Here is a 6021-nt window from a genome sequence, read left to right as displayed (position 1 = left end):
CGCACGGTGCCCGCGGGCGCCGTGATCTGCCGCATTGGCGAGCCTGGTGATCAGATGTTCTTCGTCGCGGAGGGACGCGTCAGCGTCGCGACGCCGAGCCCGGTGGAGCTTGGCCCTGGCGCCTTCTTCGGTGAGATGGCGCTGATCAGCGGCGAACCGCGTATGGCAACCGTCAGCGCCGCAACGGCGGTCTCGCTCCTGTCGCTGCACTCGGCGGATTTCCAGATGCTTTGCAGCAGCAGCCCGGAGATCGCGGAGATCATCCGCAAGACCGCGCTCGAGCGGCGCGGCGCGGCACCGATGGCTTGACCGCACCAGGTGTGCAGTCCCGGACTGTTTCATCGATCCTGAGTCCTCACGAAGAGGATGCGACGGGGAGGTTGCCAATTGCCTGCCGATGCAGATCCTTGCCGCGACACGCAGTATTGGCTTCAACGTGGGAGCAGCAGGGAGGAGACCTTGACGCGAGGCGCGAAAAAGCATCGCAAATACGGCTGATTGGTTATGACGTATGTATTCTCGCAGATGTGGTATTGGCCGTCCGGGGATTCCTGGACGCGCTCCCGCGGTATGGTAAAGCCATGCGGCAGGTAGGTGTACCCGCCGTCGGTCCTTGACTGAACCGAGGACTGAGGTATGGCGCGGCAATCATGACCACCGCAGCACTTGAATTTCGTCAGCGGGTCAATCTTGTCTTCGTACCAGTCATGCGCGTTGGCGCCCGTCGTGGCGGCGATGCATATTGCCGAGAAGATGAGCCGTCGCATGGCGTTCCTCACGCATTCGGCGGGCGCTGCTCGCTCGCGCGTCCATGTGCAGGTGACGCTTCACTGAAAATAGCATGCCCCCGCCGGTCGTCCACTCACGACGCCTGCCCGTAGCGGAGCAGTTTGAAGCAATCGCCGCTGCCCGACTTCGTCTGCGCCAGCAGCGGCTTCGATCGCTCGATCCATTCCTGCTGCGACCTTGCATCGGCCTCGATGGCCTCGACCGGGGCAAGGGCGACGAAGCCCTTGCCCTTGCTGAACAGCCAGCAGGCGCGGGCGAGAAATCGCCTGCTGCGCTGGCGCAGCAGGTCGGCATCGTAGAGGATGTCGAGCATCTCATGCTTGATCTTGCTCTCCTTGTCGGGATTGGCCACGGCAGCCTCGATCGCCTCGCCGCCGATAGCATCCTGCAGATCCTTGTAGTCCAGGGCGAGCTGGGTGGTGGCGTATTTGATCTCGTTCTCGTCGCGCACGATGTTGAACCAAAGCGTCGGATCGAGCTCGTTGACGACGAACGACGTCTCGAAGTCGCGCGACAGGTTCAGGATGTCGAAGTCGCGGACATCGACGTCGCGCTCGACGAGCTGGATCTTGGCGACCTGCTTGCCAAGCTCGGGTCCTTCGGCGCTGATCGCGGCGTTCTTGCCGCCGAGCTCGGGACTGACATAGGCGCCGCCTTCATCCAGCACCTCGTCGAATTCGCCAAGCGTTTCGACGACGGGCGCGCCACGCGCAAGGCGCGCCGCCAATTTTGCCATGACCTGCTGCAGTTCCGTCTCGCGTCTGCGCTGGTCCTGATAATTCTGCTGGAAGAAGAAGATGAACAGCGACACGCCGATGCCGATCAGGATCACGCCCAGCTGCGAAAAGATGTTGCGGTAATATTCCAGCAGCTTTTCACGATGGCGCACGTCGTCGCGCACGCTGTGCGCCACGCGCAGATTGACGATCAGCGACAGGATCAGCAGCCCGGCGCCAACCAGGATGAGGCCGCCGATGAGAAGGTAGCCATGGCCTGCGCTGAAATCCATTGGCTTGCCCCGAAAGCCCAGCCTGCGCAGATTAATACCATTTCGCTCAAATACCTATGGGCAGGGCAGCTTCGTCGCCCGACTTGTACCGCCTACGCCTGTTTGCGCCTGCCCGTTCGCTTCTTCGCGGGCGACCTGGCCGCGGGGCTGGCTGCCTCGACAGCTTGCATGGCAAGCCTGGCCTGCCTCAAGCGTTCGGTCTTTCGCTCGCGTTCGGCCGCTTCACCATCGATGATCTGGCGGGCCGCCCTGGTCGTGGCGTCCTGCTTCGTTTCGATGGCAGTCGGCTTCGGCTTGAATATTCCTTCGGGTACCGGCTGTTGTCGCATATGACGGTCTCCAATGATGAAAAGAAAAAAGGCCGGGCGAAACCCGGCCTCTCCTATGCGCCTCGATGATCGGTGCCAGTACATCCGTGGTCAACGACCAGAAGCGCAATCTCCTTACGCAGCCTGAAGGTTCTCCGCCGAACTCTTGCCGTTGCGGTTGTCCTTCACGATTTCGAAGCTGACCTTCTGTCCCTCGACGAGGGACCGCATGCCGGCGCGCTCGACGGCCGAGATGTGCACGAAAACATCGGGCTGGCCGTTGCCGACCTCGATGAAGCCAAAACCCTTGGTGGCATTGAAGAACTTCACGGTTCCAGTATTCACGACGATATCCTTTCAATCATCCATAGATAAACTGCTCGCCGCACAGCCTGCGCGGCAAACGATTTCAGATCGATTTTGAGAGGAAGATCGCCGAGAGCGCGGATTGCGCCAGAACAAGGTTCAACAAGCAAGATCGATACTTGCAACATAGAGCGTTGTGGGTCCGCGAACAAGGCGTAGTGTGAAAATAATTCTTTTTCTCAAAAAGATAGGCCGGTTTCGGTTTGGCTATTTTCATTCGCCTGGAGTGACTCGGCCACCATGGGCCAGGGGTCGGAGACACCAGCCAGGCTGTCAATCTACCCCAAGCTCGGAAGATGCCCGCAGGGCGGAGAGAGGCGCGAAGGATCGCGGCGATCGACCAACAGCAGCGACAGGCAGTTGACCCGGCCGGCCATACGCTCGATAGCTGCGCGCGAACCGCTACCGAGCAACTCCCCGATGACGACAGACGCCAAATTCAACGACATGAACGCAAGCGATCAGCGCGCCGCCGATCCCGCCTGGCAGGACGATGTCCGCGCCGGCGTGCGCCATGTGCGCGATCTCGCCGCGCTGCCGCTGTCGCCCGCCGAGCGCGCGGCCGCGCAGGAAGCCGCGGTGAACCACAAGGTGCGCATCCCAAAACCCTATCTCGACCTGATCGACTGGAACGACCCAGGCGACCCGATCCGCGCGCAGGTGATCCCGTCGCCGGACGAACTGGTCGAGGCGGAAGGCGAGCTCGACGATCCGATCGCCGACCATGCCTACAGCCCGGTGCCGCGGCTGACGCATCGCCATGCCGACCGGGTGCTTTTGTTCCCGACCTATCAATGCGCGGTCTATTGCCGCTTCTGCTTCCGCAAGGAGTCGCTGACCGCGATCGGCCGCGGCTACACCCGAGAAGCGCTCGAAGAGGCGTTCGCCTACATTGCCGATCACCCTGAGATCCGCGAGGTGATCCTGACCGGCGGCGACCCGCTGTCGCTGCCCGACAAGGCGCTTGGCGAAATCCGCGCCCGCATCGAGGCGATCCCGCATGTGCGGCTGTTGCGCATCCACACCCGCGTGCCTGTCGCGCTGCCCTCGCGCATCACCGCCGGGCTGGTCGGGGCGCTGGACGGCAGGCTGATGGTGACGGTGGTGACGCACTTCAACCACCCGCGCGAGATCACCGACGCCACCGAAGCCGCTTGCCGCCGGCTTAGGCAGGCCGGCTTCGTGCTGCTCAACCAGAGCGTCCTGCTCAAAGGCGTCAACGACAGTGTCGAGGTGCTGGAGGAGCTCTGCCGCGAGCTGATGTACCGGCTCGGCGTCAAGCCCTACTACCTCCACCACGGTGACCTCGCGCGCGGCATGGCGCATCGCCGCACGACCATCGCCGAAGGCCAGGCGCTGGTGAGCGCGCTGCGAGCGCGCCTCTCCGGCATCTGCAACCCGACCTATGTCATCGACCTGCCCGAAGGCGGCGGCAAGGTGCCGCTGGGACCGAGCCACATCGAGGGGTGTGACGGGGAGACCTGGCGCATCCGCGGACACGATGGGAAGGCGACGGCGTACAGGGAGGTGGTGAGGGAGTAAGTTCGCTGGAAGCGCTTGCCTCTGGCTCCTCCGTTGGAACCAGCCTTACGGCTCCGCATTTTATGAGCGGGGGCTGAAGGAAGCGTGGCGTGAAACCTCTGTTGGGAATTCTGGGCGGCTTCGTGCTGACCCTCACGATCTTCGCCAGTGGACTGGCCTTCGCCACCTGGCTGCTGGCCGCCAAACCGGTAGGCGTGGTCGCGCCGAGCCAAAGCGTGGCCGAGCTCTGGACCAGAAACGCCGAGCGGGTCGGCGCGGCCAAGCAGGCTCTCGAGCGCGTTCCCGCCCGCCCGGTTCCGGCCGACCCCAAGCCCGCCGATGCCGCAAAGCCCGAGATCGGGCCCGAGGTGACCGCCTCGATCGAGCCGCCGGCGGACGACGGTCAAGCTCCTGGCGAGGCGCCGGCCGCAGCCGCGGAAGGCGCGGAGGCCACGATGGACTTGCCGGCCTCCCATGTCGAATGGTGCGAAAGCCGCTACCGCTCCTATCGCCTCGACGACAATAGCTACAGGTCCTACAGCGGCGAGCAGCGCCCCTGCATCTCGCCCTATCTCGATGCCGGCGCCGCCGACCAGGGTTACGTCAAGGTGCGGGACACTCCCATGAAGGCCGCCGCGATGGATGGCTTCGCCACCACCTACCAGGGCTGGCCGGGCGACGACACGTCGGGCGAGGGCGCGTCAGCCGGGGTTTCCGCCGACCATATCGACTATTGCTTCAGCCGCTACCGCTCCTACCGCCCGGAAGACAACAGCTACCAGCCCTACGACGGCGGCCCGCGCCAGCAGTGCGAGTAAGCGCCCCGCTAATCCAGCACCCTCTCGTCGATCTCGTCGATGCTTCTCGTCCCGGTCAGCGCCATGGTGACGGATAGCTCCTTGCGCAGGATCTCGATGGCCGTCGCCACACCGGCCTCGCCGCCGGCGCCGAGGCCGTAGATATAGGCCCGTCCGACCAGGCAGCCGCTGGCGCCGCGGGCGAGGGCCCGCATCACGTCCTGGCCCGAGCGCACGCCGCCATCGAACAGCACCTCGGTTTCTGAGCCGACAGCCTCGACGATCCGCGGCAGCTTGGAGATCGTCGACGGCGCGCCGTCCAACTGGCGGCCGCCATGGTTGGACACCACGATGGCGCTTGCGCCGGCCTTGCTGGCGGTGCGTGCGTCCTCGGCGTCGAGGATGCCCTTGATGATGAGCTTGCCCGGCCAGATGCTCCGGATCCATTCGACGTCGCTCCAGTTGAGCGTCGCGTCGAACTGGTGCGACACCCAGTCGGCCAGTTCCTTGACGCCCCGCTCGCCTTTCACATGGCCGGCGAGATTGCCGAAGGTCCAGCGCCTGGCGCTGAGCATGCGCCAGGCCCAGCCCGGCCTTGCCGCCATGTCGAGGATGTTGCGCAGTTTCAGCGACGGCGGCACCGCAAGCCCGTTCCTGATGTCGGCGTGGCGTTGGCCCAGCACCTGCAGGTCGACGGTGAGCACCAGCGCGCCGCAGCGGGCGGCGATGGCGCGCTCGACCAGCGAGCGCACGAAGCCGCGATCCTTCATCACATAGAGCTGGAACCAGAATGGTTTTGCGACCGCCTCGGCGACGTCTTCGATCGAGCAGATCGACATCGTGCCGAGCGTATAAGGCACGCCGGCGGTCTGCGCGGCGCGGCAGGCGAGGATTTCGCCATCGGCCCACTGCATGCCGCCTAAGCCGATCGGCGCCAGCGCGATCGGCAGCGCGGCTTTTTCGCCCAACATCGTCGTCGCGGTGTCACGTTGCGCGACATCGACCAGCACCCGTTGGCGGAAGGTGAGCCGCTCGAGATCGGCGCGGTTGGCGCGCAGCGTCTGCTCGGAATAGGCGCCGGCCTCGACATAGTCGAAAAAGGCCTTTGGCACGCGCCGGCGGGCAGCCTGCCTGAGGTCCTCGATGCAGGTCATGCCCTTGAGCGGCGCCGCCGCGGGTGACGCCCTGGCCCGGTCGCGAACCACTGCTGCTTCACTCGATTGTTGGAGTT

At 64.6% G+C, this 6021-nt stretch carries 7 protein-coding genes and 1 pseudogene; 4 read left to right on the top strand and 4 right to left on the bottom strand.

Annotated features, from left to right (window positions below):
• A pseudogene (locus tag EN780_RS04860) lies at positions 1–309 on the top strand (cyclic nucleotide-gated potassium channel); the annotation flags it as partial.
• Positions 310–431: 122 nt separating this feature from the next.
• Here the strand turns inward: EN780_RS04860 and EN780_RS39700 are convergent.
• On the bottom strand, positions 432–767 hold the full coding sequence (locus tag EN780_RS39700) for a hypothetical protein (RefSeq protein ID WP_210215026.1): 336 nt from the start codon (positions 765–767) through the stop codon (positions 432–434).
• A 95-nt stretch (positions 768–862) separates the two neighbouring features.
• Positions 863–1798 carry a hypothetical protein gene (locus tag EN780_RS04855; RefSeq protein ID WP_127283916.1) on the bottom strand — a complete coding sequence of 312 codons (936 nt, stop codon included), beginning with the start codon at positions 1796–1798 and terminating at the stop codon, positions 863–865.
• 164 nt (positions 1799–1962) lie between these two features.
• Here EN780_RS04855 and EN780_RS38705 point away from each other — a divergent pair, with 164 nt between their 5' ends.
• On the top strand, positions 1963–2196 hold the full coding sequence (locus tag EN780_RS38705) for a hypothetical protein (protein ID WP_189340710.1): 234 nt from the start codon (positions 1963–1965) through the stop codon (positions 2194–2196).
• A gap of 45 nt (positions 2197–2241) precedes the next feature.
• Here EN780_RS38705 and EN780_RS04845 read toward each other — a convergent pair whose 3' ends face one another.
• Complete coding sequence (locus EN780_RS04845; RefSeq protein WP_127283918.1) at positions 2242–2451, bottom strand: cold-shock protein; 210 nt, start codon at positions 2449–2451, stop codon at positions 2242–2244.
• A 468-nt stretch (positions 2452–2919) separates the two neighbouring features.
• Between EN780_RS04845 and EN780_RS04840 the strand changes: the two genes are divergently transcribed.
• Positions 2920–4014 carry a KamA family radical SAM protein gene (locus EN780_RS04840; RefSeq protein WP_245478491.1) on the top strand — a complete coding sequence of 365 codons (1095 nt, stop codon included), beginning with the start codon at positions 2920–2922 and terminating at the stop codon, positions 4012–4014.
• A gap of 89 nt (positions 4015–4103) precedes the next feature.
• Positions 4104–4811, top strand: a complete 708-nt coding sequence (locus tag EN780_RS04835) for a BA14K family protein (RefSeq protein ID WP_128272390.1) — start codon at positions 4104–4106, stop codon at positions 4809–4811.
• An 8-nt stretch (positions 4812–4819) separates the two neighbouring features.
• Here EN780_RS04835 and EN780_RS04830 read toward each other — a convergent pair whose 3' ends face one another.
• Positions 4820–5944, bottom strand: a complete 1125-nt coding sequence (locus tag EN780_RS04830; protein WP_245494496.1) for an alpha-hydroxy acid oxidase — start codon at positions 5942–5944, stop codon at positions 4820–4822.
• Between the last annotated feature and the right edge of the window lie 77 nt (positions 5945–6021).

The organism is Mesorhizobium sp. M4B.F.Ca.ET.089.01.1.1, from assembly GCF_004022605.1.
GTDB classification, from domain to species: domain Bacteria; phylum Pseudomonadota; class Alphaproteobacteria; order Rhizobiales; family Rhizobiaceae; genus Mesorhizobium; species Mesorhizobium abyssinicae.
Note: the sequence above shows the minus strand (reverse complement) of the source record. Positions and strands in the feature narration are given on the sequence as shown.